Origin of the sequence: Priestia megaterium NBRC 15308 = ATCC 14581 (genome assembly GCF_000832985.1) — a bacterium.
GTDB lineage: Bacteria > Bacillota > Bacilli > Bacillales > Bacillaceae_H > Priestia > Priestia megaterium.
Map to the genome: position 1 here is coordinate 767,511 of NZ_CP009920.1, position 24,313 is coordinate 791,823.

Below are 24,313 nucleotides of genomic sequence, written 5' to 3' on the forward strand. Positions count from 1 at the left end.
TTTTTATCATTGAGAAAGAGGTCCCTGATTATACATGAATGCCTTCACTTTTACATATTGAGCTTCTAACTCTTGAAGTGTCAGTTCGTATAGGTGCCGATTTCCTTTTTTATAAATACCAAAGTTCAATAGCGCATTAATAAACCAATTTCTCTTATGTTCCGTTTCAGGCTGTGTGTGTTGTTTCACCATTTCCACCACCTAAGTTTATCTCATATTAATTTTGCAAAGCGTTTGCTTTTACACAAATGATTTTACTTCTGCACGATGAAAAAACAGTGAAATAGAAAGCATTTTTATTTAAATTTCTGCAGTCGGACCCGCCATTTTTTTACGTCTTTTTACTTCCGATAATATTTTCCCAATATAATAAATAACACTAATAAAAACCGACATAATAGCAAAATAAGTACCGATTACAACAAAAGGATTCGGACTTTCAAAGCCGCTTTCTTTTCCATTCATCTCTCTTTCCATACCTCGGCCATCGTGATCAAAGTTCGGACGTTCGTGACCAGCAGATGCCGTCGCAGAAGATTTGTTCTCGCTAAATGAATGGTGATCAAAATCCAGCTTCCCACCGCCATTTTGCGGTATATCTGAGGAACTTAAATTCAGTACTTTCGTTATTCTTCCAAGCTTTCCAAGAAAACCCGTCTCATTTATTTCGTATATGCCAACGACTAACAGTGCAACGGTTGCAAGCTTAGCTGCTATGCTCAAGCTTTTCTTTGACTTTTTGAATTTCGTCATATTTTTACATACGTTTATAACCCATTGCCAATGAAGACCTATGTGAGCGGCTACTAAAATTAACACTAAAAACGATACCGAAATATGCGAAATCTTAAACCATTGTTCATTGCCAACATTAATATTCGGAAATACTACTCTTGAAATAAAAATACCGCTTACCATAATAAATGACATTGTAATCAACAGCATGATATTTAAAAAGTAACCAAACTTTGTTCTGCGCGGAAGCTTGCGGTCAAATAATTTAACCGTAACTTTCTTTACCCACTGCCAGTTTAGCAGCACGTGGGTAAAAAAGGCGACGGCAATCGCCAACCCCGCAATTTCATGAAACGTTAACCCTCCCAATACTTGTTTGTTAAAAAACAAAACAAACGTAACGGCCATTAAAAGATCCAGTCCAAACCGGACGTACATCATCTTTTTCACTCTATTCATTCTCCTCAGCTATGTATTTGTCAAAACAACCTCTTTTTCATATTTCTTAATGTAAGCAGAGTTGGTGAAAATTAGGTGAAACGACTGATTTTTTTACCAAAATAACCAGTCTTGAGCTCTATAAAAACCAAAGTTCCATCATTTTATTTTTTAGAAAATAGCTGTTGACAAAGAAAAAAGAAGCACGTATAGTAATGGTTATTCATCAAGAACTTTCAGTTTTTAATCGAAAACACAGCGATTGGGAGTAGTAGAAGCTTATTATTCGGTCAAGAGAGCTACGGGTTGGTGTAACGTAGTCCAATAATACTTTGAACTCGCCCAGGAGTGGTAATTCAGAAAGAATGCAGAAGTATTCTCTAAGTTTTAACGTCTAACCTTCGTTATCAGGTTTTAAGCAGGGTTCTTTAAGAGCCAACAAGAGTGGTACCGCGGTTAGCTAAAGCTTATCGTCTCTTCTCTCATTTGATAATGAGGTAGGAGACGATAAGCTTTTTTTATTTTATAAAAAAGTGGAGGGAAAAGTCATGAAGAAGGACAACCAAGGTTTGCAGCGAACAATGACTTCACGTCATATTATGATGATGGCGCTAGGTGGAGCAATTGGCGCTGGTTTATTTAAAGGAAGCAGCTCAGCTATTGATATGGCAGGACCATCAGTTATCATTGCTTATTTAATTGGCGGAATTATTTTACTATTCATTATGCAAGGTCTTGCTGAAATGGCCGTTCGAAACAGTGACGCACGAACGTTTCGTGATTTAGTTCAGTCGATTTTAGGAAGCTACCCCGCTTATTTTTTAGACTGGATTTACTGGAAAATGTGGGTGTTAAACATTGCAGCTGAAGCCGTTGTAGCAGCTATTTTTATTCAGTACTGGCTTCCTGATTATCCAATTTGGATGCTTGCTTTAGGCGTATCCGTTATTGTCACAGTTATTAACTTGCTTTCGGTTAAAGCATTTGCTGAAACGGAATACTGGTTAGCCTTAATTAAAATTACGGTCATTGTGATCTTTATCATCGCTGGACTTCTGTTACTATTTGTATCATTTGGTCACCATACCGCAGCCGGCTTTTCAAACTTGAGCGATCACGGCGGTTTCTTCCCTAAAGGACCAACTGGGTTAATTACGGCGATGCTAGTGGTCATCTACTCTTACGGTGGAACTGAAATCATCGGAGTGACGCTAGCTGAAACAAAAAATCCTGAAAAAGTAGTACCAAAAGCCGTGCGCAGCACATTAACGCGTATCATTGCTTTTTATCTGTTCCCGTTTTTTATCATCGTGAGCTTAATTCCTTGGAATGAAGTGAATGGCGTTTCTCAAAGCCCTTTTGTGATGGTATTTAAAATGATTGGAATTCCTGGAGCAGACCATATTATGAATGCCGTGATCTTGTTAGCCGTTATTTCTTCAATGAACTCAGGGCTTTACGGTTCCTCGCGTATTTTATATACGCAAGCAGTAGACGGTCGAGTGCCAAAGATATTTTCGAAACTTTCTGTTAACAAAGTTCCTGTCTATGCAATCTTAATGTGTACATCATCCCTTTATGTGGGCGTGTTGATTTCCTTATTTGCAGGAAGTAAAACATTTGATTATTTGATGGGATCCTTAGGATATACCGTGTTGTTTATTTGGTTGATTATTGCAATCGCACACTTAAAGTCCCGCAAAGTTCAGCCAGAAGCATCGAGTAGCTACTCTGTTAAATGGTTTCCTTATACGACGTGGGCTGCCCTAATTGCACTAAGCGCTATTTTAATTGGTGTTATCTGCACAACCTCCGTTGTTATTACGACTATTACACTAGCTATCTATTTATTTATTACAGCTACGTATATCTTTAAAGGCCGCTTTTATCGATCATCAGCAGTCAAGCACGCTAAATAAAAAAACGTCTCCTTTGAGTCATCAGAGGAGGCGTTTTTTTATTTAAAATGTTAAGTACCAATAACCAAGTGCAAAACCGATATAGTTACCAATAATATAGCCAAGCGTTCCTACTACTAAGATAGGACCAACCAAACTTCCCCATCCTTTAGCAATCGCCATTGCGCTTGCTGTCGTAGGTCCTCCTACCGTTGCATTGCTCGCCAGTAAAATATGTTCTAAATCAATTTTAAATACTCTTCCTAAAAGCAGTCCCACTATTAAATTACTCATTCCCACAATGAGCACAAATAGAATCAAAAGAGGTGCCTTTTCAACAATTAATGGAATGGACGCCGGCACTCCAATGACAACAAAGAAAATATAAATGAAGTATGTGCCGATTTCTTGGCTTCCGCTAATGTTTTTAAAATAAGAAGGAAACAGATAAATGACAAGAAACGTAAGTGTGGAAAGCAATAAGTATTTTTCGCTCAAAATAGTATGTAATAATGTTTGAACTACCGAAACATTTGGACCGGTTGGAATGATTGTTCCAAACCATTCGGCTAATTTAAACGATGCAACCACTAGAAAAAATGATGTACCAATTGAAGCCGCCACGTCTTTTAGCGAAATTTCTTTTTTTGCCCAATATTTTTCTGCAAGCGTATGGCGATCATTTTCTCCATATTGCCCAGCCTCTACTTCTTGAATATGGGGCGTCTTAAAATGTTTTCTAAAAAACTTCATAGAAGGAACAAACATATACATGGCAAACAGCAAAGCCATGACCATATTATCAGCAACCACCGTCGCGGAAACCATTTGACTTGATGGTTCAAATTTAGCCGTAACGGTAGCAAAGTTAACCCCTCCGCCTACATAAGAAGCGCCGATAGCAGCTGCAATTTTTGCTAGTTCAGGAATATAATCTTTTAATAACAAGAAGCCTGCCGTACTCCCTATAACCGTTCCTACTGCACAGATTAAGAAAATAAAAAGCAGCTTCCGGCTTTCTTGAAATAATTCTTTCATATTGACTTGAAATAACAATAATGGAATGGCAAGCGGTACTAGATACGCCCAAACCGCATCATAAACCGGAGACTCTGTTGGAATGATTTTTAAATTTGATAGGATAAGCGCTCCTGCTAGCGCAATAATAGCTCCTGACAGAAAAGAAGCCCACTTATACTTTTGTTCGAGAAAAATACTAACAGAAGCCCAAATCGCTAGAATTCCCCATAATGCCCACGTATCATCAGCTTGAATAATAGTAAAAATCACAAGCTACTCCTTTCTTTCTCTTTTTCAAGAAATAGAATTTTCAGAAAATACACTTTAGATTTTATCAATATATGCCAAATTCCGTCAATCTATAAAAAAGAGTCGAGAACAAAGTAGTCTAGTTAAAGTGAAACACGAACTATCTATCACAAAGGATGAATAGTTCGTGTTTTTTTATGATTATGGTGAACTTAGGTTTTATGTAGGTAGCTACTTCTAGCTGTTGATTGGAGGACAAGGCGCAGACTCCTGCGGGAAAAACGGTACAGGTGAGACGCCGCAAGAGCACAAGCAGCGAGGAGGCTAAGCGGCCTCCCGCGGAAAGCGAAGACTTGCACGGAAATCAACAGCAGTGTCACAAGCAGTCCAGCTCATGTATCCCGATTGTTAGTCTTTAGATTAGATTCATTTTGTGATGTCCCAGCCTCACTTTTTATTTACGAACAAGAACTGGAATCTGCTGCTTAATCTGCTGCAAAGGAGCGCTTGTTTTCTCTGTTAACGAACGCAAGATTCCTCCTTCAATCATACAGTTAATCACAACTCCAAGCTCTCCTGCCTGCTTTTCTTCAAATCCGCTCTCTATCATTTTTTCTCTAAAAAGTTTTTCCCAATCTTGAAACGCTGCGTAGCAGACTTCGCGCAGCGGTTCATTAATAAGCGCTGTTTCTCCAGCCAGCAGTCCAACAGGCATACCAGCAATGCTTTCTTCTTGTTCAAACTGCTTGGACAATTCTTCAATAAAATACTGAATAGCCTGCGCTGCGTCAGAAGATTTATTTAGACTTTCTTTAATTTGAACTTGGACGTATTTATTCGTATAGTGAACAGCGTGAATCGCCAGTTCTTCTTTCCCTTTTGGAAAATAATAATAAAGAGACCCTTTTGGCGACCCGCTCTCTTTAATAATTTGATTTAACCCTGTTGCATGATAGCCTTGCAGCTGAAAAAGCCGCGATGCTGTTTCTAAAATCTTATCGCGTGCATTTGCTTTCTTCACAAAACGATGCCTCCCCTATATAATAAGTGGTTTCTATAACACTACTTATCATATAAGCAAATGAAATTTTTGTCAAAAAAAAGTGAATATTTTACCATTTATTTTTCTTTTTTTATTTCTTATGACCTAATAATTGTTTTTCTTACTTCTTCTGCTAACGATTGAAGAGGCGTAATAATACGGTCGCTTACCTCCGCCGCCGCTTCTACCATCGAGAGCTGCGCCACTGAAACAACACTGTTATGCTCTTTTACTAGCTCATGTAAGACATGTTTTACCTTCTGTTTATACTTTTTTAGGTTTCCAGTCATTACTAGTTCAAAAGCACCTTCTATCACAACAGGACGAACCTTTATCTTTACATTTTGATGAAATGCAAATTCGTCTAGGCGCTTCATTGTTCCTTCTACGGTCTCCGGATTTGTAAACACGATAAGCTGCGGTTCTTCTATTTCACATATTCGGTGAAAATAAGGCTCATCGATTTTAATAATTGGAATATCGCTTGTAAATGCTTCTGGTAAAAGAGCAATGTAGTTCGTACACGTAAGTAAAATGGCATCCGCTGAACATTCTTCCATCCACTTTAACTGCTTCTCTACTTTTGCAGCTGCTGACTCCGCTGCAAACTTAGGGTCGGCTGTTACCCGATGTACAAGGCCAGGATCTACGAAATGCATACAGTTCGCAAACGGCAGCGCTTTTTCTATATAAGAGATGTTCGAATGATGAGCGTGCAGGCAAGCAATTTTCTTCATCGTTTTCCTCCCGTATGATGGTCTTTGAAATACTGAATTAAAAATTCCTGGAACTTTTTCGCAACAGGAGTTAAATATTTATCCTTGTTCCACGCAACCCCAATTACCCTTGAAGCTGTGTCTTCTTTGAGCTTTATTTTTTTAATGCCTCGCAAGTCTACTCCCTTTATTTCAGGAAGCAAGGCAACCCCTAAATGAGCCGCTACAAAACCAATCACCGTTAAAAATTCTTCTCCTTCAAACGTAATATTTGGAACAATCTCGGCCTCTTCAAACAGCTGATCAAAAATTGTTCGGCTTCCATATCCTTTTTTTAACGCGATAAACGATTCATGAGCCAACTCTGAAATCGAAAGCACTTGTTTTGAGGCAAAAGAATGCGTATCAGGGACATACGCGTACAGCTCGTCTTTCCATAAATATTCCCACTGAATTCCTGCCCTAGATTCCGTTACAGAAGACATACAAAAATCAATTTCCCCCGTTTGAAGCTGATCGAGCATGATGTTCGTGGCGTTCTCAAAAATTTGAAACTGAACGTTCGGATACTCTTGTAAAAAAGCATGAACTAGTTTTGGGACGGACGAAGCGCCTAATGATTTTAAAAAAGCAAACGAAATACTGCCGCGGTGAGGATGAATCAAATCTGAAAGCTCACGTTTAGCTTCTTCCATTTCGTTTAATACTTTAGCCGTTCGTTCGTAAAAAAGCCGTCCGTATCGATTTAAAATGACTTGCCTTCCTTTTCGTTCAAATAGCGGCACGCCAAGCTCTGATTCTAATTTAGAAATTGAGCGGCTGAGCGTAGGCTGTGCAATTGATAATTTTTCTGCGGCCTTTGTGAAATGTTCCGTTTGAGCTACAACATTAAAATATTCGAGCTGCTGCCATTCCATTTTTTCACATCCTTTACTTATTACATAATACTATTAATTTCATATAAATTATACATTGGACGTCATAAAAAATTCATGTTTAAATGAAGAACGTAGCACTTGCTAAAAATAAAAATGTTATGTGTCTGCATAGAATAAGTGTTGAAAGAAGGAATTAGTTTATGGATGTTTCAATAGTTTTAACGATGCTAGCCGTCGGACTGATCTTAGGATTTGTCGGGGCGGGCGGATCAGGTTTTATTATTTCAATTTTAACGCTGCTGTACGGCGTATCTGTACATGTTGCTCTTGCAACGGCTCTTACCGCAATGATTTTTTCTTCCTTATCTGGCGCTGTCAGTCATTACCGTGAAGGTAATGTCTCTTTAAAATCCGGTATCTCTGTTGGTATCCTCGGTGCATTAGGCGCTTGGATTGGGTCTAACCTTTCATCCTTTATCCCAGAAGGCGAGCTAAAGTGGCTAACAGCCGGTATGCTTTTATTATCTGGTGTTTTACTTTGGCTGCGAATGTTTTTATTTTCCCGTCAGCAAAAAGAACGTACTGTTCCAACAGGAGCTAAATTTGTCGTCTACTCTTTACTCATTGGCTTAATTACCGGTGCTCTGTCCGGAATGTTTGGAATTGGATCAACTCCATTTATCCAGCTTGGCCTTATGATGGTGTTAGGCTTGTCGATTCGCCAGTCGGCCGGAACGACAATGCTCGTTATTATTCCGATTGCCATTGGCGGGGGAATGGGCTATTATCAGCAGGGCTTTTTAGATATTCCGCTGTTGATTCAAGTTGTCGTCGGCACAATGGTCGGTTCCTATATTGGAGCAAAGTTTACAAATCGTGTACCTGCTCCTGTATTAAAAACGTCCCTTGTAGCGCTGCCTATTTTCTCTAGCTTCCTACTTGTCATATAAGAAAAAAGCTTGAACTCTTGTTCAAGCTTTTTTTATGTCCATCTGATAAACAAACTGCTTTCCTTGGCTTCCAAAAATATGCCGGTTTGTATCAACAAAGCCGCTTCGTTTATACAGATGCTGTGCAGCCGTGTTTTTATAGTTCACGCCTAGCACCACTTTATTTATAGTCGGAAAGTGACGGTTGATAAAAAAAGGAAGAAGTTTCAATGACTTTTTACCAACTCCCTTTCCTTGATAATCAGGATGAATGGAATAAGACCTTATTAAAAGCGCGCCGGAGCTCTCGGTATATTCTTTAACGGCTTCCCCTGCGTCGAGCACGAAAAAGCCGGCTAGTTTGTTTACTGCCAAAATCAAAACGGGCGTTCTATCTCTTTCCTGCTTGCACTTAGCTATAGCTTCAGTTGGAAGTGCCGTATAAATGAGCTGCTCTTCAGGCAGCGTATAGCTATGTATAGATGACTCGTAGGCTTCACTATAAAACGTTAGCGCTACATTTACTGTATTATCCATTCTATACCTTACTCCTTTTTCCATAGTATAACATGCACAAAAAAAGCCGCATAAAGCGGCTTTTCCTTTATCTAGCGTCGGATACAACGGTAAAGCGTTCGTTTATATGCTCTCCTCGCTCAATTTCATCAATAACTGCAATGGCGTAATCAGCATAGCTGACATGGCTGTTCCCTTCTGAATTTAAAATAACATGATCTTTCCCTGTTTTATAAGCATCCGTTCGTTTTCCTGAAGGATTAAAAAATGCTGCTGGGCTAATAAACGTCCAATTAATATCACTTGTACTTTCTAAGTCTTTTAAATTTTGAGCTTGGTTGTCAGCTGTCGCCTTATACTCTTTTGGAAAATCAGGCGTATCTGCTAGACGCGTCGTTTTCTCTTCATCGACAAACAAACTGCCTGCTCCTCCTACAACAAGAAGACGAACGTCCGGAGCTTGTTTAAATACATGGATTAATGATTGTCCCGCTTCTACATGCAGATGTTCTTTTCCTTCGGGAGCTCCAAACGCATTCACTACCGCATCGAAACCTTCAATATCGTTTGCCGTAATATCAAAGATGTCTTTTTCCATTGTACGAACATCCTTTTCTTCTACTTTGCTCGCATTACGTACGATTGCCGTTACATCATGCCCGCGATTTAAAGCTTCTTTCACGATAAAACTTCCTGCTTTTCCTGTAGCACCTACGACTCCAATTTTCATTTTATAACCTCCAGTAAAATTCTCTATATCTAGGTAATAGCCTTTTTTTGCTATGCTAAAACACTGCGAAACGGTTTAAGCAAGATAGAGAACGAATAAAGAGGCTGAAGCGAAAGTTTTTTAGTTGAAGAAAGATCCGAACGTAGGTTTTATATATGTAGGTACTTCCAGCGGTTGATTGGAGGGTAAGGCGAAGACTCCTGCGGGAAAAGCGGAACAGGTGAGACCCCACAAGGAGGCTCACCTGCCGTCCGCGGAAAGCGAAGTCTTGCACGGAAATCAACTAGGGTGTACTAAACGATCCATACTGGCCTCTTTATCCATTTGTTCGACTTTAGATTAATTTAGTTATGCCTTAATCTCTTTGACAAAAAATAAATAAGTGCTTATTCAATTTCAATAAATAACACGTGAGCCATAGAATGAATTGATTTAATCAATTCTACTTTATTCCCTTTCTTTTTTGCTTTTCCTTTTATTTCAACAAAATAGAGCAGTTCACCTTGATGATGATCCTGGTGAATTTCATAGGATGAAATCATAATATTTTCCCTTTCAATCTTATCAAGGAGCTCATAAATAGCCTCTTGATTCGCTGCACGAAACTTAATTAAAATGGAATGAGTAGAAAGTGATGTAAACATCACGTTCAATATTTCTAAGCCAATCAGCACCAATATAGTTGCACTAATGCCGACTGTATACATACCCGCCCCAATGGTTAAACCAATTCCCGACGTTGCCCATACGCCTGCGGCTGTTGTGAGCCCTCTAATATGCTGCTTTTGGATAATAATCATACCTGCTCCTAAAAAACCAATACCGCTTACTACTTGTGCTGCAACCCGGCTCGGATCAAGGGCCATATGATCTTGATGAAGCACATCTGAAAAGCCATATTTCGAAATTAGCATAATTAGCGTGCTACCGACAGCAACTAAAAAATGAGTGCGAAAGCCCGCTTCTTTTGCTCTAAATTCTCTTTCTAATCCAACCAAAGCTCCTAACAGACCTGATAGAGCTAGACGACTAATAAAAGCTGCGGTCATTTTTCCTCCTCCTTTCCCTTCCTCTTCATTTTTTCATAAACGCACCTATTAACTATTTCTATTTTTGTTATAATTTACTATAACTAATTTTTGAAGTGGAGGCTAATCAAAGTGGATAAAATTATCGATTATTACAGCAGATTTGATGAGTGGGGAAGATTAGAACGGGAGCCTATTGAGTTTCAAGTAAACTGGCATTTTATCGAAAAACACCTTCCTCCCAGCGGACATATCTTAGATAACGGTGCTGGACCTGGAAGATATGCCTTAAAACTAGCAGAAAACGGCTACGAATTAACTCTAACTGATTTGACGCCTCATTTAGTTCAAACAGCTAAGGAAAAGGCTTTAGAACGGCAAGTATACAATGCATTTCGTGATTTTCACGTGGCAGATGCTCGGAATCTTCAATGTTGTCTGGATGAACAATTTCATGCGGCACTAATGCTTGGACCAATGTATCATTTGCAGAAGAAACAAGATCGCATTCAAGCTGTCCGAGAGCTGTATCGAGTCACAAAGCCAGGCGGAACTGTCTTTATTTCGTTTATGCCGCGCGTCCAGCACGTCATTTCTTCTTTAACATCCCCGGAGCGTTTAAAACCAAACAACACGGCAAAAGCGCTTCATGATTTTTATGAATCAGGCTGCTTTGATCATGCCGAAGAAGGCCGGTTTACTCACGCTTATTATGCTAATATTGAGGATATTATTCCTTTTTTAAAGAAGCATGGATTTCAATGCATTGAGCTGATTGCCTCTAACGTTGCTTCGTCCGTTAATTCTGAGGAATGGACTTACTGGAAAGAAAAGTATCCTGAAGAAATGGACAGCATCGTTCAACTGCTTATCCAACAAGCATCAAGTTCTTATCACCTTGGACTTTCTTCTCATTTACTCTATATCGGACGGAAGCACTAATAATCATCTCTACCTATCATAGGATAGATAGAGGTGATTATTAATGAACCGTTTATTCAAATGGAGTGCGAGCACTTTGCTATGTTTGATGTACTGCTTTTTGATTCCCCTTCCTTCTTATGCAAGCGGTGACTCTTACTCTTCCTATGCAGAACTGCAGCAGTACGAGATTCTCCATCAAGACTATGATATTCGCTACGAACAGCGCTTTAGCTACCTATCCATTATGGCCATTCACGGCGGAGGAATTGAACCGGGCACATCAGAAGTCGCCACAGAACTCGCCGATCGCTTTTCCGCTTCTTATTATTTATTCGAAGGCATCAAGTCCACTAACAACGGAGTTCTGCACATAACCTCAGAAAATTTTGACGAACCGATTGCTAGAGGAATGGCTCAGCAAAGTATGTCCGTCATGACGATTCACGGCTATAGTGGTAGTCAGCCTATCGTATATGTAGGCGGAAAAAATCAGCTTTATAAAGAGCTGGTAAAGCAATCGCTGCGCAAACACGGCTTTACAGTCCGTGACGCCCCTTCTGATATAGCCGGAACAAGCGAGCAAAATATTGTGAACGATAATCTGCTAAAAGCCGGGGTACAGCTTGAACTCACAGCCGAACTAAGAAAATCATTTTTCGTAAACCACGACTGGTCGAGAAACAACCGCATGAATGTAACGCCGCTTTTCCATACATTTATGACTTCCTTACAAGAAGCATCTTCTTCCTATCAAACTTTCCTTTACTTTCAAGTTCACTAACTTATCAACTCTTGCCTGTTCCTTGATTTCCAGACAAAAAAACCAGCGCAGTCTGTGTAGTCAAACGCGCTGATTTTTATCTATTTCTCTCGCTAAAATAGACCGTTTAAAGCCTTTTTGCTCAAAAAACTCTTTGATTTCACTTGGACTTTGATAAGAAAGTCTAATCACGTAGTAGTTAATATATTCAATCCAAGCAAACGCGTAAAGGCCAAGAAAAAATACCAGCCCTTTTAATCCGTAGTTTATACAGTGATAGACGAATACACCTAGACCTATCCCAAGAAGAATTTTATTCATTTTTTTTAAAAGCAGAAACAACTGAATGTAGCTGGAGGGCAAATGAGAATCTTCTTTTCGTCTCACTTGCCTCCATTTCATAAACCAGTACAAGCTTCCTTGAAACAAGATAAACTCAAGTATAATAAAAGCATACACACCTGAAAACGTTGTTAAATAAAAAGCTAGATGAGAAAACCCATTTAAGTACCCTACCCACAGTGCAGCAAACAGTAAAGCTGACGTAAGCTCTCCTGTCCATAAGCCAAATAATTTGCGCTTTACTTTCATCGAAATTCCCCCAGCATATCTCTCAATCTTACTGTTCAAACCAAGCTTTAAACAGCAGGTTTACACCTGTTTTTATTTCTTCATCAGACAATCCCGCAAATCCAAGCAATACATAGGGCGTCTTGTTTTCATCGGCACTATGATAATAAATAGACGTTGGATAAATCGTTACTTTTTGCTCGGCAGCTGCTTCAATTAGTTTCTGTTCACTCATTCCGTTTTTTACCTTAAGAAGGATATGCAAGCCAGAATGTTCTCCAACAATATCTATACTTCCTCCCATAATAGTAGTCAAACAATCTAGCAGCAGCGATTGTTTTTTGCGGTATGCTGTTCTCATTTTATTCAAGTGACGTTCCCAGTGTCCTTCTTTCATAAACAGAAAAAGCGTATGCTGATGAAGTCTTGAAACAGGCTGTTTAAAAAGTCCACAGTGCTTCACATATCTTGTAAGAAGCCGGTGTGGCAGCACGGCATAACTTATTCGAAGAGAAGGCATCAATGATTTTGAAAACGTCCCCGTATAAATAACACGATCGTCTTGATCTAATCCTTGAAGTGCCGGAATCGGTTTTCCTTTATAGCGAAATTCTCCGTCATAGTCATCTTCTATAATATAGCCGTTCGCTTCCTTCGCCCACTCTAGTAGTTCAAGCCTTCTTGCTATCGGCATGACCATACCAATAGGAAATTGATGAGATGGCGTAATGTACACCGCATCCGCTTCGCTTTCTTTCAGTTCCTTGACTTTCAAGCCAGAACTATCAAGAGAAACAGGGACGATCGACATGCCTTGTTCTTGAAAAACGTGCCTCGTTCGGTGAAAGCCTGGGTTTTCGAACCCAATTATCTTTTCTTTTCCCAGAATGACAGAAAGCAGCCACATCAGGTACTGTGTACCTGCACCTATCACAATTTGCTCCGCTGTGCAGCGCACTCCCCTTGAGTGGTAAAGGTACGCTGCAATTTCTTGGCGAAGAAGCAGTTCGCCCTGCGGATGTCCGCTATAAAAAAGATGGCTTTCATCATGATAAATAGCTTGAACCGTTAGCTTTTTCCACGTATTATACGGAAATTTTTCTACGTCTATCTTTCCATGGCTAAAATCAAGGGCAGTTGATTTTTGATCTTCTTGTTGCAGAGATACAGAGATAGGAGGCAGTTCTTGAAGCACGACTTCATTTTTTATCTCTTTTACAAACGCTCCTTTCCTGGCTAGTATCTCAATATAGCCTTCTGCTTCTAACTGTATATAAGCTGCTTCAACCGTATTTTGGCTAATGCTTAAATGAAGAGCTAACTTTCGTTTAGAAGGCAGTTTTTCATGAGGCGGAATGGTACCTTTTTGAATTTGTTTTTTTATGTAGGTGTAAAGCTGCATGTATAAGGGATCTGCTTTTCTTTTATCAAGCAAAGGCATCAACTCTAACATAGTGTTCTTTCCTTTCTAACTGATACTATTAAATTCGCTGTTTCTGACACTTACTCTTAGTTCAGTTTCTTCATATACTGAACTATATCTTATAAATCAAGGAGCTGACGCAATGACTATCACTTATAAAACCAACGTCTTAATCCGTGCGGAACAAGCTGCTGAAGTATTTGCACATTCCGGTATTAAACGGCCTGCACAAGATCTTGATCGGATTCAAAGAATGCTTGATCACGCTTCTCTTACTGTCACCGCTTGGAGCGACAGCGAGCTCATTGGCATAGCCAGAGCGTTAACAGATTTTAGCTACTGCTGCTATTTATCGGATTTAGCTGTCGTAAAAGACTATCAAAAGCAAGGAATCGGCACACAGCTCATCAAGCACGTTCAATCAGAAATCGGTGAAGAAACCGCGCTTATTTTACTTTCCGCTCCTTCTGCTATGAACTACTATCCAAAAGTCGGATTTCATCAAATTGATAATGGGTTTAAAATTGATAGAATTCGGTAGACGCGAAGAAAGGAGCTTCTCCTTTCTTTTTATCCAAATGCCTGAGCTGCTATAGCAAAAAGATTGCCCTGCCTAGCAGGTAGGGGATTGACACCATACGCCATAACAGGAGGCTCATCTTGAAGCTGAAATCCGTGATTTTCCACAAGTTTTTTTAACGTTTCCTCAGGAGAAGACAGGTCAATTCTCAGCTTTTCTTTGTAATTCTTCGCTAGTTCATCAATTATCAGCATTGCTGCTTCAGCGTTTGGAGCAACTACCGGCCCAATCACGATATTGCTCGGGGTACGAACCGCTAAACCATAACCCGTCATTTTATTTTGTTCGTTTTGTAGGACAACTGCTTTTTCAGCTTGCTGAATCCTACTTTTCAAAAATAACTTTCTATTATCTCCAAATGCTTCTTCATCAAGATTTACAACCTCTTTGAAGTCCCTTCTCGCTAAGGATCGTGTATAAAAATCTGAAGCTTTAAATGCTCTGGGTATGTATTCACTGCTTATATATTTACTTACATAGTCCACAGTTTTAAACCCTGCTTTTTTATATAAGTGCTCACCTTCTTTTGTCGCAATTAAGTAGGCATTCACTTCAGGGCAAAGAGTTTGCAAACAGTGCTTCATGAGCTGCCAGGCTAACCCTTGTTTTCGGTAATCTCTTCTCACAATTACCATTCCTATAAAAGCTGACTGATTTTTATACAAAACTACTGCTAAGCTTGATACAATGTTACCTTTCTCATTTCTATGCCCAAATACGTCTCCAGATGAAAAAATCGTATGTAAATCTGCTTCGCTATAATCCCATTTTTCCAACTTAGATAGCACTAGCAAATCCTTTATGTCTTTTTCACTAAATCTTTCTATCATTTCTGCCTATTTCCTCCCAACTTTTCGATGCACTGTACGGCGTTAAAAAGCTTAAAACTAATATACTTATCCACTTTCAATCACCACTTAACGGTTAACGAATTCTCTAACTAAATAGTACAGAATAAATAGAATATTTTCTACATTATTCATACGTACCAATGATCGCTTAAAACAAACTAATCATTTGCACATAAACTAATAAAAAAAGACCTCTTTCCAAGAAAGAGGTCTTTTCTTTTATTTTACTAGCTTTTGCTCAGCTGCAGCTGAACCTTGACTTCGTTTATGGAATCCTTTTGCGTAGTACGCGATAATAAGACCGATAAACCATAATGGTCCGATGACAACTGCAATTCTTGTATCTGGATTATATGCCATCAAAACCACCACTAGCGCTAGGAACGCAAGTGACACATAAGATGTTAACGGAAATAAAGGCATTTTATATTTCAGTTTTGCCTCTTCACCTGTTTTTAACGTTTTGCGATATTTAATTTGAGAAAGCAAAATAATTCCCCATGTCCAAATCGCACCGAATGTTGCAATACTTGTTACCCACGTAAATACTTTGGCAGGCACAATGTAGTTTAACGCTACTCCGACTAATAGCGCACCCGCTGATGCTAAAACAGCTTTTCCCGGTACGCCGCCTTTTGTAAGCTGACCGTATCCTTTTGGTGCTTCTCCATGTTCTGCTAAGTTAAACAGCATACGGCCTGTACTAAAAATACCGCTGTTACAAGAAGAAAGAGCTGCTGTTAGTACAACAAAGTTAATGATACCAGCCGCCGCTGGAATGCCGATTTTTTCAAATGTTAATACAAACGGGCTTCCCTGTGAACCGATTTCTTGCCACGGATAAATCGACATAATGACAAATAACGCTCCGACGTAGAAAATAAGAATACGCCAAAAGACAGAATCAATCGCTCTTGCTAGAGATTTTTCCGGATTTTTCACTTCTCCCGCGGTAACGCCGATCATTTCAATTCCTAAATACGCAAACATAACCATTTGCAGCGACAGCAAAATACCTTTGAATCCGTTCGGGAACAGTCCGCCGTTGTCCCACAAGTTTTTGATACCAGTCGCAACGCCGCCGTTGCCGATTCCAAACACAATCATTAATAATCCAACGGCAATCATTAATACAATCGCTAAAATTTTAATAAGCGCAAACCAAAATTCCAGTTCACCATATGCCTTAACAGCTAAGAAGTTAACCGTTGTCATGATGACAAGCGCCGATAACGCCCAAATCCAGTTTGGTACATCCGGATACCAATACCCCATATAAATACCAACGGCTGTAATTTCAGCCATACATGTTACAACCCATAAAAACCAGTAGTTCCAACCTGTTAAATAACCAGCAAGCGGCCCTAAGTAGTCGCGTGCGTACTTGCTGAATGAACCTGCAACAGGTTTTTGAATCGCCATTTCTCCAAGTGCTCTCATAATAAAAAACATAATCATTCCGCTAAATCCGTACGCCAATAATATTCCTGGCCCTGCTAATTTAATAGCAGATGCAGATCCAAGAAACAGTCCTACCCCTATGGCTGCTCCTAAGGACATCAGCGTCACATGTCTTTCTTCTAACCCGCGTTTCAATTCTTTCCCCTGAGTTTTCCCCTGCATAAACGTCTCCCCTTTTTCCAATCTGTCAAAACGAGATGAACACAGCCTTTTGTTAGCGCTTTCATATAAGTTTGTGCTAAAAGACAGCTAGGCTGTATATTTGTATTCTATCACCTTTCTCTCACTTTTCTTTTATCGAAAAACAAAAAAATTATCTTATCATTTTGTTTAAACGCACAATTAGACATAGGCACTGCTTTTTTAATATGTATTTAGTATTGCACCTAAGTAATAGTATTTTAAAAAAATAGAAAAACGCCGACTCAACTCCGTCAGCGCATCGTTCATTTTATGCTTTTTTATAAAAACTAGCATTTATCTCGCGGGTTCAAAAGTTTTACAGCCAGGTTCTTCCGTTTCAGAAACATGGTGACTACTTTCAGGACTCACAACGTAAATGGACTCTGCACTGCATTTATTTCCGGATTTCCAATACATGCACTCATTCACTTCACATAATACACCTTGGGCCACTGTTATCCCTCCTTTGCTTGTCTTATCTATTTACTACCCGAAATATAACGATTCTAACATTTTCACGTAAAAAAACCGCTTGTTTCTCAAGCGGATCTTTTTATTGCGTGTGTTCAACATACTGTTTTTTAGCTAAATATAACTCACGGCTCAGCGTGATCCGCCGTTCTCTCAAGTGCCTTAATTTAGCCTGAAATTGTTCGTTAGTTGGCTCTTCTTGAATTAAGCGATACGTAAAAGAAATATCTTCATTTAACTGTTTAAAATCTTCCCATATCTCTTGAACTAGGGCGGATTGTTTTTCTTCAAATGAACGATTTTGCTGCGTTTTTAGCACGGCTAAAATTTCTTGCTGCCACGTTTCGTCGTTTATTTCTTTTGCTAATAAGTATAGATCTAAATAATCGTCAATGCATAAAGCCGTTTGTGTATTATTCAATGTCATCACCTTTTCTATACGAAATGTTTCTTCCTAAGAAGAGGATTTCATCATAGAAAAAGATTCCTCTTCTTATCTGTCAGAGCTAGGCTATGCTGGAATTAGCACCATTCAATAATTGTGGTTGCTGAGGCTTCAAAGGGCCAGTCCCTCCACCTCTCTAGATAAGAATATTTCGTTTTTAAATTATTTCTGACCATTCTAATATGTTTTATAGGTTACGTCAATAGATTTTCAATAAAAAGAAAAAAGAAGTAAAATATGGTATGCTTTCATAAAGGATGGTGAGCACATGAAACGATATATGTTATCTGCTTTTTTGGGAAGCTTGCTGCTGCTTCTCAGCATTGCCTTTTCATCTACTTTCCATATTGCAATTGTCAAAACAACTGGAAGCATCGGAGGGGTTATTTTAGCAGCGGCGGCTTTAATTATGAACGCGCTTGAAGATCCCCCCTCCTCAGACAATACAGGTGGAGGAGCCGTTGAAGTACTAGATAAAGGCGCTGTTTGGGCTACTTATTTACTTTTACTTTCATTACCGAACCTCATCGCATGTATAATATCTTATGTTTTATGGACTCGCTGACATTCACTAACGTTACGGACGTTTCACCACTTGGAAGCTCATTGATATTTGTTTATCTACAAATCCAAGTTCACGGTACACATGCTGTGCAAAATTCCCAGCATGAACGCTGAGTCTGATTTCACGGTATCCTTTGATAGACAATTCATCAATTGCTTTTTGCATTAACGGCTTGGCCAAACCTTGCCCGCGGTATTCGGGTACAACATATAATTCGTAGATAAAGCCAATTTCTTCTTTTGAAAAGAACTCGGTAGATGGGCCGATAAGAACCCAGCCTGCGAGTTTATTTTCTTGTCTTGAAACTAAATAATAACAGCCTTTTTCAAAGGCACTACCAATTAGTTCATTTACGCGTTCAGCTGACGGATGAAACTGCTTCATTGTTCCTTCAAACAGCGCATCAGCAGATTTCTTCCGAATTTCCTGTAATTCTTCTTCAGTAGCTTTTGCAATCATTATAGATCTCTCCTTTCGTGTTCGTTTTCCACATGCGAGGATAAATTCCTGCAAAAAAAGTCTTCGCCTAAGCGAAGACTTTTATTTAAATTCAAAATGTTCTTGATGATTGCCTCGTTCGTCCGTCCAGTTAATCATAATGTCTAAACCTGCCGCTTTTCCAGGAACAGCAAAATTCGCATAGCGAAAGCGCTGACCGCTTTTGCTTAAGTTAGACCTTTCAATAGGAGAAAACAAGCTGTATTTCGCCTTATTTTTTCCTTCGTGCCGAAAAGCTTGGACCTGCACGCGCTCTACGTCTTTTCCAATGTTTTCAACGGTTAATCCATATGTATGATAGACATTATTTTTCCACTTTAGCTGATTATCTCCCGTCATGCTCGCTTTTGTCAGTTCAACCGACCATTGTTCAGATGATTTCTTCATCGGAAGCTTCTCAATCGAAAGAGCGTTGACATGAATGGCTGCAAAAGCAAGCCAAACAAAACAAAAAGTGCTGACTGTATAAAATAGTCTTTTCATAGATTTTGATCTCCTTAGAAATTTTAGTAGTAGCATTTCCTGTTCACTTAAAAATTATGATAAACGCTTTAACAAAAAAAGCCTCTCCATTTAGGAGAAGCTTCTTATTAATGCATAAGCAAATCTTTTTGTGTGTCTAATGAGTGTTTTGTATATAAATCTCTTTCAATCGCATATTTAGGACGCTGTTTCACTTCGTTAAAAATCTTGCCAATGTATTCTCCGACAAGACCCATTCCCATCAGCTGCAGGCCGCCTACAAGCCAAATTGATAAAATAAGAGACGTCCAGCCAATTTGCGTATGATCTAAATATTTTTGAATCAGCGCGTAAATACCAAACGCAATACTAAAGAGAAAAGAAGCTCCTCCAAGCAGCGTTAATAGGCGTATTGGCGCTACGCTAAAAGATGTAATTCCATCAAATGCAAAAGCAAGCATTTTCTTTAACGGATATTTTGATTCGCCCGCTGTCCGTTCTTTGCGGTCATATGTGACTTCCGTGGAGCGAAATCCTACTAATGGTACAAGGCCTCGCAAAAAGACGTTGCCTTCTTTATATTTCATAAGTTCACCAAGAGCACGTTTGCTCATGAGACGAAAATCGGCGTGATTTTGAACGAGCTGAATTCCTAGCTTATTCATAACACGGTAAAACCCTACTGCCGTGGTTCGTTTAAAAAATGTATCGGTTTCTCTGCTGTCTCGAACACCATATACGACTTCATACCCGAGCCAATATTTCTCTATAAAAGTACGAATAACACTGATATCATCTTGCAAATCTGCGTCAATGGAAATGACGCAGTCGGATTGCTTATGGGCTGCTTCTAGTCCTGCGAGCAAAGCATTTTGATGTCCTACATTCCGCGCTAGCTTTAACCCTTTTACAAACAAATTGCTGCAGCTTTCTTTTTCAATAAGCGACCACGTGCTGTCTTTGCTTCCATCGTCTACAAATAAAATGGTACTTTCACTTGATACAAGACGTTCATTTATCAGTTCTTTTACTACAGTAGTTAATTGAAAAGATGTTTCTGTGAATACTTCTTCTTCGTTGTAACATGGAACAACAATCGTTAAAATAGGTCTGTTCATGCTATTGCCCCCTTACTTTGCTTCATATACATACACTTTCCAAGCGGACTGTTTATCGTTAAACGCTTTTAAAAAGTGCAAACCGTCCCTTTCAGCATTTTCGATTGGCACAGCTGAAAAGATATAGCGACCGCCCATTTTTTTAAATTGGCTGATATTAAGCTGCAAATGACGGATTTTTTTCGTTGAGTCTTTTCGGTAATCATATTTTTTCCCTAGCTCGCTAACAAACACATAGCAGCGGTTGCCCCAATGATCATAGTAACTTTCTAACTTTTTATTTTTATCAAGCTCTTTGGCAATGATTTTGCGAAACTCATGTTTATACGTTAACGGATAGAAGTTGTTATACGTATCTAGCGTATAAAAGCCGTTATACTGAGCAATTGATGGATGAATCCCAATGCTTGCTACCCGATAAGATGATTTAGATTTCCCTATATATCTGCTGATTTCATCGAATTGGTGGACAGCATAAAATTCTTTGACTGACGGCTCGTGATTGTAGCGATAATAAAGCTCAGGGTTCGCTATAAATAACACAAGCAGCTGTAAAACCAAACACACCCACACAAACTTTTTCCACGCCTGGCCCCGTTTCCATAAGACATAGCTGCCAACTGCAAACATCAAATAAATAATGAGAGGGCGTAAAAAATGAAATCTAGCAAAGTTAAACGTATTAAAAAGCTGATATTTTTCTTTTAGCGGCTCCCATCCTTTATAAAACCAAAATGCATACCACATCGACAGTAGGAGATTAAAAATAAATAACTGCAAAAACGTTTTTTCAAGCTTTTCTTTCTGATTGCGAGCAACAATCCATAGTACAATAAAAGAAAGCGGCAAAATGACAAAGGTATGAAGTGTCATTACATGTGTATGCCCAAGCGTATAGTTCTTAAAAGCAAGGCGAACGGAATGTCCGAAACTTAGAGTAGAGCTTAAAAATTCATTTCGACTCGTCGGGGCCTCCGGAAATAAAAGAGAATCAACAAGGCGGTATTCAATGAGTAGAAAGACAGCGGTCATCGCTGCAATACTGCTTAAAAAAGGAATATTCCACACTCGTTTTTTAACTGCATCTCTTAGCCACAGCATTCCCATCGCCGTTAAAAAGAAGAAAAACCCTAGCACAAAACTTGCGTAAAACGGAAGCAATAAAAGAGTAAGCCATTCCTTCCACGTTCCTTCGCGGTTTCGAATGGTTAAAAACGCCCACAGCGCCAGCGGCTGTCCTAATGTACTCAGCATGCCTGAAGGCCAAAAAGGAGTAAGTGCAAAAGCAAGTGATACAAGCACTCGAATCGCATAAGCATCCTCGCTTTTAATAAAATGCTTTTTTAATAATAAGTACATTCCAATTAAAGCAAATACGCGCGTGATCGTTTGGCTGAGACTGTACGCAAGCATAGTCGGGAATAAACCATACAGCCACTGAATACCGCTAAATTCTGTTCCAAATGTATTCCTCGGCAATCCGTTAATAATTTGAGGTAATACGGCATGACTGGAGCCAAACAGCTCTCCGCTTCGATGCAGAACTTTATACCACGTAATATTTGAGTCTAAATTATCGTGCACGCGTATATGTGAATTTTCCCCGAGCAAAAACATAGGAGATACATACGCAAGCAGCAAAAGGAAAGCGATAATAAGCAATGTTTTTTCTTTATTCATAGCTGTTTCTTTCTTCATCTGTTAACACCTATTTCCATTTCGTAATTGCTAGAAGCTAATCGTGTACGACGACTGCTTCTTTTTTTGTATTAAATACAAAGTATTTTTGACCCGTATAATTTAAAAGCGTATACAGACCTGTTCCAATTAATATACCGACATCTTTTTTGAACGGACGCACAGCAGCAGGAAGTTGATGCAATAACCAGCTGGAGAACTGCAGTCCAATATAGTAAGACAAGCCGTAGCAAACGCCGATAAGCAAAATAAAACGCAGTATGCTTGTAGATAAATGAACTCCGCTTTTAAACGTAAATATTCGATTTAACACGTAGCTGACGACTGCTCCTGTTGCGTTTCCGATAAACGTTGCTGCCCAGTAATGATGAAAAATATGAAGCAGCACATACATAATGGAAAGACCTACTGCTGTATTGACCAGTCCCACTACTAAAAAACGTACAAAAGATCCTTTCATACAAACTCCTTTTGATTTTTGATACTTTCATGAAAATTACATATTATGACTTTAAATACAGTTTCAGTGTAGCAACTCCACTTAAAAATCTAATGAAAATAACATTAAAAACAGATGAAAAAAAGCTAAAAGAATCAATAAAAATTAGGACTCTTTTAGCTATTTAGTAGAGCCTTCAATGATTAATTTTTGGTCGCTTTGATTGTCAAACGCATCCACTGCCGCTACTTCTATTTGATACGCAGTATGAGGCTGTAAACCTGATAACGGAAGACTTAGAACATCCGGAACGGGATCGCTGTAGTATTGAGAAAATGCATTATATGTTTTGACCACTTCTCCAGTTTCTTTATTTTTGACGGTAATGCGATAAGAATGAACCATCAGATTATCCACCGCTTGCGTAAACTGGATATACAGCTGATTCGATGAAGCTTTTTCTTGTATAACAGAAATAGTAGAGCTTGGCAGAAAAATCGGTTTTACTAAATCTCGTTCATTCGTGTAGTGAAACTTTTTTGCATCTGCAGGTATGTTAATTTCCCACGCTTCTCCTGTCCACTTATTTGCGTGAAAATCCCGCCTTTTAACGACTACTTTTCGATTATAAACCTCTACAAGAAGACCTTGACTCACATCTCGGTAGCCAGGAGGAAGTTCACCTTGTAAATATCCAGCACCAGGCCAAATATACCGAACAGAAGACGTTGCAAGAGATGTAAAATCTCTTTGAAAAATAGTACGAGGATCGTCCAACGGATGGTGGGTATGACCAGAAAATGTAATGACTTGCGGATAAGGTTTTAACGTATTGTAAAGAAGCTGTTCATTCACTTCTATCCCCCATCTGTTTTTCCCGTACAGTGTATTGTTAATAGGCTGATGAATAAAGACAAAAATCGGTTTTTTAGGATCGTCTCGCTTTGCTATCTTCAACTGTTCAGCAAGCCAGTTAATTTGTTTGACTGAATAATCACCGGCCGTCAGACGGCTTTCTGTTCCAAGCATGATAAAATGATATCCTTTTATCACTTGATGAAAATAAAGAGCTTTCATTTTAGTTTTAGATAAAAAACGCTGCTGCGCTTGCTGATTGGTTACGCTGTCCCTGTATTCATGATTACCAATCGTAAAAAGAGATACGGCCTGCGGCTGTTTATTTTGATTATAAATAGAAAAAAAGCGGTCGTATTCTTTTAACGCGCCGGTATCAGCCAAATCTCCTACTACTACAAATGCATCTTGTTTCGGTGCCTGTTCATTTAACTGCGTTAATGCATGTTGAAAAGTACGCAAATCAAGCGTTCCTGTTTCCTTAATATGAACATCACTGATCACAGGAAAAACTAGCTTTGGTTCGATGTATCCGCTTCGTCCGCTCTTCTCTTCGGCTCGTACGTTTAAGGTAATACCGCATATAAGAACACTTATTAATACTAAAGCGAGCCAGTCTTTTTTCAGCGTTTCCATAAAACCGCCGAGCATGATGCTTCCTCCTTTCTTCACTGCTGCGTCTCAGTCATTTTCTCTACGTGTATGAGCTTTTATTTTATGTAATTTCAAAATATCTAATCGTATAGTTTCAATATTTCTTTTCGTGTTTGCACACACTATGTTCACAATCAATTCATTACACTTTTCCTAGTCATAGTGGTATGATTTTCG

The 24,313-nt window shown here is 39.1% G+C and carries 27 protein-coding genes, 1 riboswitch and 1 other annotated feature; of the genes, 6 read left to right on the plus strand and 21 right to left on the minus strand.

Annotated features, from left to right (window positions below; all coding sequences use genetic code 11):
• Positions 1-6: 6 nt before the first annotated feature.
• Together BG04_RS04570 and BG04_RS04575 are read right to left on the minus strand one after the other, a co-directional pair.
• Positions 7-192 carry a Fur-regulated basic protein FbpA gene (locus tag BG04_RS04570; RefSeq protein WP_034649488.1) on the minus strand — a complete coding sequence of 62 codons (186 nt, stop codon included), beginning with the start codon at positions 190-192 and terminating at the stop codon, positions 7-9.
• 108 nt (positions 193-300) lie between these two features.
• A complete protein-coding gene (locus BG04_RS04575; protein WP_211186121.1) occupies positions 301-1,194 on the minus strand; it encodes a DUF4405 domain-containing protein in 894 nt (297 codons plus the stop codon).
• 228 nt (positions 1,195-1,422) lie between these two features.
• Positions 1,423-1,654: a binding site (T-box leader), on the plus strand.
• 67 nt (positions 1,655-1,721) lie between these two features.
• Here BG04_RS04575 and BG04_RS04580 point away from each other — a divergent pair.
• Positions 1,722-3,092, plus strand: a complete 1,371-nt coding sequence (locus tag BG04_RS04580; protein WP_013084610.1) for an amino acid permease — start codon at positions 1,722-1,724, stop codon at positions 3,090-3,092.
• A 42-nt stretch (positions 3,093-3,134) separates the two neighbouring features.
• Here the strand turns inward: BG04_RS04580 and BG04_RS04585 are convergent, their stop codons facing one another.
• From BG04_RS04585 to BG04_RS04600, 4 genes are all read right to left on the minus strand, one after another.
• A complete protein-coding gene (locus BG04_RS04585; protein ID WP_034649482.1) occupies positions 3,135-4,361 on the minus strand; it encodes a DUF819 family protein in 1,227 nt (408 codons plus the stop codon).
• A gap of 433 nt (positions 4,362-4,794) precedes the next feature.
• The gene (locus tag BG04_RS04590) at positions 4,795-5,361 is read right to left on the minus strand and encodes a TetR/AcrR family transcriptional regulator (RefSeq protein WP_034649481.1); all 567 of its coding nucleotides are present in this window, start codon (positions 5,359-5,361) and stop codon (positions 4,795-4,797) included.
• A gap of 119 nt (positions 5,362-5,480) precedes the next feature.
• Positions 5,481-6,119, minus strand: a complete 639-nt coding sequence (locus BG04_RS04595; RefSeq protein ID WP_034649478.1) for a hypothetical protein — start codon at positions 6,117-6,119, stop codon at positions 5,481-5,483.
• Complete coding sequence (locus tag BG04_RS04600) at positions 6,116-7,015, minus strand: LysR family transcriptional regulator (RefSeq protein ID WP_013084614.1); 900 nt, start codon at positions 7,013-7,015, stop codon at positions 6,116-6,118. The genes BG04_RS04595 and BG04_RS04600 overlap by 4 nt, the downstream gene beginning before the upstream one ends.
• Positions 7,016-7,176: 161 nt before the next feature.
• On the opposite strand from BG04_RS04600, the gene BG04_RS04605 reads away from it, so the two are divergent.
• Positions 7,177-7,926: a sulfite exporter TauE/SafE family protein gene (locus BG04_RS04605; RefSeq protein WP_025750141.1), complete on the plus strand. Its 750-nt coding sequence runs from the start codon at positions 7,177-7,179 to the stop codon at positions 7,924-7,926.
• A gap of 21 nt (positions 7,927-7,947) precedes the next feature.
• Here BG04_RS04605 and BG04_RS04610 read toward each other — a convergent pair whose 3' ends face one another.
• The 3 genes from BG04_RS04610 to BG04_RS04620 all read right to left on the minus strand — a co-directional run bounded on the left by BG04_RS04610 (position 7,948) and on the right by BG04_RS04620 (position 10,200).
• Complete coding sequence (locus BG04_RS04610) at positions 7,948-8,442, minus strand: GNAT family N-acetyltransferase (protein ID WP_034649476.1); 495 nt, start codon at positions 8,440-8,442, stop codon at positions 7,948-7,950.
• A gap of 67 nt (positions 8,443-8,509) precedes the next feature.
• Entirely contained in the window at positions 8,510-9,151 is a 642-nt protein-coding gene (locus BG04_RS04615; protein WP_034649475.1) for an NAD(P)-dependent oxidoreductase, read from the minus strand.
• 386 nt (positions 9,152-9,537) lie between these two features.
• Complete coding sequence (locus BG04_RS04620; RefSeq protein ID WP_034649473.1) at positions 9,538-10,200, minus strand: MgtC/SapB family protein; 663 nt, start codon at positions 10,198-10,200, stop codon at positions 9,538-9,540.
• Positions 10,201-10,311: 111 nt separating this feature from the next.
• Here BG04_RS04620 and BG04_RS04625 point away from each other — a divergent pair, with 111 nt between their 5' ends.
• Both BG04_RS04625 and BG04_RS04630 read left to right on the plus strand, forming a co-directional pair.
• Positions 10,312-11,121, plus strand: a complete 810-nt coding sequence (locus tag BG04_RS04625; RefSeq protein ID WP_016765251.1) for a class I SAM-dependent methyltransferase — start codon at positions 10,312-10,314, stop codon at positions 11,119-11,121.
• A gap of 43 nt (positions 11,122-11,164) precedes the next feature.
• Positions 11,165-11,884 (plus strand): poly-gamma-glutamate hydrolase family protein, encoded by a 720-nt coding sequence (locus BG04_RS04630; protein ID WP_034649471.1) that lies wholly within the window; start codon positions 11,165-11,167, stop codon positions 11,882-11,884.
• Positions 11,885-11,944: 60 nt separating this feature from the next.
• On the opposite strand, the gene BG04_RS04635 is transcribed toward BG04_RS04630, so the two are convergent.
• Complete coding sequence (locus BG04_RS04635; protein ID WP_034649469.1) at positions 11,945-12,454, minus strand: membrane protein; 510 nt, start codon at positions 12,452-12,454, stop codon at positions 11,945-11,947.
• A gap of 28 nt (positions 12,455-12,482) precedes the next feature.
• Complete coding sequence (pdxR, locus tag BG04_RS04640; RefSeq protein WP_034649466.1) at positions 12,483-13,886, minus strand: MocR-like pyridoxine biosynthesis transcription factor PdxR; 1,404 nt, start codon at positions 13,884-13,886, stop codon at positions 12,483-12,485.
• Positions 13,887-13,998: 112 nt separating this feature from the next.
• Between pdxR and BG04_RS04645 the strand changes: the two genes are divergently transcribed.
• Entirely contained in the window at positions 13,999-14,397 is a 399-nt protein-coding gene (locus tag BG04_RS04645; RefSeq protein ID WP_034649463.1) for a GNAT family N-acetyltransferase, read from the plus strand.
• Positions 14,398-14,426: 29 nt separating this feature from the next.
• Here BG04_RS04645 and BG04_RS04650 read toward each other — a convergent pair whose 3' ends face one another.
• The 4 genes from BG04_RS04650 to BG04_RS04660 all read right to left on the minus strand — a co-directional run bounded on the left by BG04_RS04650 (position 14,427) and on the right by BG04_RS04660 (position 17,823).
• Positions 14,427-15,266, minus strand: a complete 840-nt coding sequence (locus tag BG04_RS04650; RefSeq protein WP_034649460.1) for a GNAT family N-acetyltransferase — start codon at positions 15,264-15,266, stop codon at positions 14,427-14,429.
• Between the two features lie 240 nt (positions 15,267-15,506).
• Positions 15,507-16,910: an alanine permease AlaP gene (gene alaP / locus BG04_RS04655; protein ID WP_013058652.1), complete on the minus strand. Its 1,404-nt coding sequence runs from the start codon at positions 16,908-16,910 to the stop codon at positions 15,507-15,509.
• Positions 16,911-17,225: 315 nt separating this feature from the next.
• Positions 17,226-17,384: a DUF1540 domain-containing protein gene (locus BG04_RS29540; protein WP_016765258.1), complete on the minus strand. Its 159-nt coding sequence runs from the start codon at positions 17,382-17,384 to the stop codon at positions 17,226-17,228.
• A gap of 100 nt (positions 17,385-17,484) precedes the next feature.
• Positions 17,485-17,823, minus strand: coding sequence for a hypothetical protein (locus tag BG04_RS04660; protein WP_013084626.1), 339 nt, complete (start codon positions 17,821-17,823; stop codon positions 17,485-17,487).
• 69 nt (positions 17,824-17,892) lie between these two features.
• A riboswitch (SAM riboswitch) is annotated at positions 17,893-17,994 on the minus strand.
• A 121-nt stretch (positions 17,995-18,115) separates the two neighbouring features.
• Between BG04_RS04660 and BG04_RS04665 the strand changes: the two genes are divergently transcribed.
• Positions 18,116-18,412: a hypothetical protein gene (locus BG04_RS04665; RefSeq protein WP_016765260.1), complete on the plus strand. Its 297-nt coding sequence runs from the start codon at positions 18,116-18,118 to the stop codon at positions 18,410-18,412.
• A gap of 12 nt (positions 18,413-18,424) precedes the next feature.
• Here BG04_RS04665 and BG04_RS04670 read toward each other — a convergent pair whose 3' ends face one another.
• The 6 genes from BG04_RS04670 to BG04_RS04695 form a co-directional block, all read right to left on the minus strand.
• A complete protein-coding gene (locus tag BG04_RS04670) occupies positions 18,425-18,871 on the minus strand; it encodes a GNAT family N-acetyltransferase (protein WP_034649457.1) in 447 nt (148 codons plus the stop codon).
• A gap of 81 nt (positions 18,872-18,952) precedes the next feature.
• Positions 18,953-19,393 (minus strand): hypothetical protein, encoded by a 441-nt coding sequence (locus BG04_RS04675; protein WP_013084629.1) that lies wholly within the window; start codon positions 19,391-19,393, stop codon positions 18,953-18,955.
• Positions 19,394-19,500: 107 nt separating this feature from the next.
• A complete protein-coding gene (locus BG04_RS04680; protein ID WP_016765263.1) occupies positions 19,501-20,490 on the minus strand; it encodes a glycosyltransferase family 2 protein in 990 nt (329 codons plus the stop codon).
• Positions 20,491-20,502: 12 nt separating this feature from the next.
• Positions 20,503-22,188, minus strand: coding sequence for a DUF6044 family protein (locus BG04_RS04685; protein WP_034649454.1), 1,686 nt, complete (start codon positions 22,186-22,188; stop codon positions 20,503-20,505).
• A gap of 37 nt (positions 22,189-22,225) precedes the next feature.
• Positions 22,226-22,648, minus strand: a complete 423-nt coding sequence (locus tag BG04_RS04690; RefSeq protein ID WP_034649452.1) for a GtrA family protein — start codon at positions 22,646-22,648, stop codon at positions 22,226-22,228.
• A gap of 159 nt (positions 22,649-22,807) precedes the next feature.
• The gene (locus BG04_RS04695; protein ID WP_025750158.1) at positions 22,808-24,133 is read right to left on the minus strand and encodes a metallophosphoesterase; all 1,326 of its coding nucleotides are present in this window, start codon (positions 24,131-24,133) and stop codon (positions 22,808-22,810) included.
• Between the last annotated feature and the right edge of the window lie 180 nt (positions 24,134-24,313).

Coding starts and splice junctions, on each gene's coding strand:
- BG04_RS04615 (WP_034649475.1), bottom strand. CDS start 9,151: ATGAAAATTGGAGTCGTAGGTGCTACAGGAAAAGCAGGAAGTTTTATC.
- BG04_RS04580 (WP_013084610.1), top strand. CDS start 1,722: ATGAAGAAGGACAACCAAGGTTTGCAGCGAACAATGACTTCACGTCAT.
- BG04_RS04610 (WP_034649476.1), bottom strand. CDS start 8,442: ATGGATAATACAGTAAATGTAGCGCTAACGTTTTATAGTGAAGCCTAC.
- BG04_RS04600 (WP_013084614.1), bottom strand. CDS start 7,015: ATGGAATGGCAGCAGCTCGAATATTTTAATGTTGTAGCTCAAACGGAA.
- BG04_RS04645 (WP_034649463.1), top strand. CDS start 13,999: ATGACTATCACTTATAAAACCAACGTCTTAATCCGTGCGGAACAAGCT.
- BG04_RS04670 (WP_034649457.1), bottom strand. CDS start 18,871: ATGATTGCAAAAGCTACTGAAGAAGAATTACAGGAAATTCGGAAGAAA.
- BG04_RS04685 (WP_034649454.1), bottom strand. CDS start 22,188: ATGAAGAAAGAAACAGCTATGAATAAAGAAAAAACATTGCTTATTATC.
- BG04_RS04665 (WP_016765260.1), top strand. CDS start 18,116: ATGAAACGATATATGTTATCTGCTTTTTTGGGAAGCTTGCTGCTGCTT.
- BG04_RS04630 (WP_034649471.1), top strand. CDS start 11,165: ATGAACCGTTTATTCAAATGGAGTGCGAGCACTTTGCTATGTTTGATG.
- BG04_RS04680 (WP_016765263.1), bottom strand. CDS start 20,490: ATGAACAGACCTATTTTAACGATTGTTGTTCCATGTTACAACGAAGAA.
- alaP (WP_013058652.1), bottom strand. CDS start 16,910: ATGCAGGGGAAAACTCAGGGGAAAGAATTGAAACGCGGGTTAGAAGAA.
- BG04_RS04695 (WP_025750158.1), bottom strand. CDS start 24,133: ATGCTCGGCGGTTTTATGGAAACGCTGAAAAAAGACTGGCTCGCTTTA.
- pdxR (WP_034649466.1), bottom strand. CDS start 13,886: ATGTTAGAGTTGATGCCTTTGCTTGATAAAAGAAAAGCAGATCCCTTA.
- BG04_RS04675 (WP_013084629.1), bottom strand. CDS start 19,393: ATGAAAAGACTATTTTATACAGTCAGCACTTTTTGTTTTGTTTGGCTT.
- BG04_RS04595 (WP_034649478.1), bottom strand. CDS start 6,119: ATGAAGAAAATTGCTTGCCTGCACGCTCATCATTCGAACATCTCTTAT.
- BG04_RS04635 (WP_034649469.1), bottom strand. CDS start 12,454: ATGAAAGTAAAGCGCAAATTATTTGGCTTATGGACAGGAGAGCTTACG.
- BG04_RS04650 (WP_034649460.1), bottom strand. CDS start 15,266: ATGATAGAAAGATTTAGTGAAAAAGACATAAAGGATTTGCTAGTGCTA.
- BG04_RS04575 (WP_211186121.1), bottom strand. CDS start 1,194: ATGAATAGAGTGAAAAAGATGATGTACGTCCGGTTTGGACTGGATCTT.
- BG04_RS04620 (WP_034649473.1), bottom strand. CDS start 10,200: ATGACCGCAGCTTTTATTAGTCGTCTAGCTCTATCAGGTCTGTTAGGA.
- BG04_RS04570 (WP_034649488.1), bottom strand. CDS start 192: ATGGTGAAACAACACACACAGCCTGAAACGGAACATAAGAGAAATTGG.
- BG04_RS04605 (WP_025750141.1), top strand. CDS start 7,177: ATGGATGTTTCAATAGTTTTAACGATGCTAGCCGTCGGACTGATCTTA.
- BG04_RS04690 (WP_034649452.1), bottom strand. CDS start 22,648: ATGAAAGGATCTTTTGTACGTTTTTTAGTAGTGGGACTGGTCAATACA.